This window comes from Micromonospora sp. M51, assembly GCF_018070305.1.
Lineage (GTDB): Bacteria > Actinomycetota > Actinomycetes > Mycobacteriales > Micromonosporaceae > Micromonospora > Micromonospora parva.
The window spans coordinates 1-1,458 of sequence record NZ_JAGPXZ010001093.1; the positions used below are offsets into that span (position 1 = coordinate 1).

The following is a 1,458-nucleotide window of genomic DNA, read 5'->3' on the forward strand; positions in this document are numbered from 1 at the left end:
CCCATGATCCCGCCCGCCTCGCCGCGCTGCACGCAGCTCGGGCCGTTGCTGGCTCGGTGCCGACTCGACCGGGGCTGGAGCCAGCAGCGAGCCGCCGCCGAGTTGTGCGCCGCCGCCGGGGTGCCGACGCTGAGTCGGCACGAGATCTCCCGGTGGGAGCGCCAGCGTCGCGTGCCGGGCGGGTTCTGGCTCGGCTGGCTCGCCGTCGTCCTGAACGTGCCGCTGGTGACGCTCGCCGAGGCCGCCGCTGCCACCCGCCGGGCCGGCTCGACGCGGGCCACCGGGCCGGGACGCGCCACCGGGCCGGGACGCGCCACGCCGCGCGGCGTACGACCGGCTGGGCGAACGGGTCCCGGCCGCACCACGCGTGGCGGTGGAGCACGAACGATGACGACCGGCTAGCGTCGGGGCGTGACCCACGCTGCTCCTGTCTCCCCCGTCGACCGCAACGGCCTGCGGGAGCGGGTCGACAAGGCTCTCACCGAGTTCCTGGCCGGCCAACGTGTCCGGCTCGCCGCCGTGGACGACGCGCTGATTCCGGTGGCGGAGGCGATCGAGGCGTTCGTGCTCGGTGGCGGCAAGCGGCTGCGTCCGGCATTCGCGTACTGGGGGTTCCGGGGTGCCGGCGGGGTGGACAGCGACCAGGTGATCACCGCCCTGGCCGCGCTGGAGTTCGTCCAGGCCAGCGCCCTGATTCACGACGACCTGATGGACCGTTCCGACACCCGTCGCGGCGAGCCCGCGGTCCACCGGAGGTTCGCCACCCGGCACCGGGAGGCCGGCTGGGGCGGCGACCCGGACGGTTTCGGCGACGCCGCGGCCATCCTGCTCGGTGACCTCTGCCTGGTCTGGTCCGATGAGCTGCTGCACTCCGCGGGCCTGGACCTGTGGGCGTTGGCCCGGGCCCGGCCGGTCTTCGACGAGATGCGCACCGAGGTCACCGTCGGGCAGTATCTCGACGTGCTGACGCAGGTCACCGGGGACACCTCGGTGCAACGGGCCAGCAAGGTCGCCCGGTTCAAGTCCGCGAAGTACACCGTCGAACGTCCGATGCTGCTCGGGGCCGCGCTGGCCGACGCGCCGCAGGACGTGCGGGCGGCCTACTCGGCGTACGGGCTGCCGTTGGGTGAGGCGTTTCAGCTCCGCGACGACGTGCTGGGGGTTTTCGGTGACCCGGCGCTGACCGGCAAGCCGGCCGGCGACGATCTGCGCGAGGGCAAGCGCACCTATCTGGTGGCGGCGGCGGTGGAGGCCACCGACGACGCGGGCCGCGAGTTGCTGCTCGGCCGGCTCGGCGACCAGGAGCTGGACGAGCAGGGGGTGACCCTGCTCCGCGAGGTGATCTCGGGGAGCGGGGCGCTGGCCCGCACCGAACAGCGGATCACCACACTCACCGACGCCGCCCTGACCGCGCTGACCGCCGTCGACCTCGACACCGAGGCCCGCCAGGCCCTGGTC

2 protein-coding genes are annotated in these 1,458 nt (G+C 74.2%); both read left to right on the forward strand.

Going from position 1 to position 1,458, the window contains the following annotated elements; genetic code table 11:
- The coding region (locus KBX53_RS32720) for a helix-turn-helix domain-containing protein (protein ID WP_247676564.1) at positions 1-402 on the forward strand (402 nt) is incomplete at its 5' end.
- Positions 403-411: 9 nt separating this feature from the next.
- Positions 412-1,458: polyprenyl synthetase family protein (locus KBX53_RS32725; RefSeq protein WP_210863727.1), on the forward strand; the 1,047-nt coding region annotated here is incomplete at its 3' end.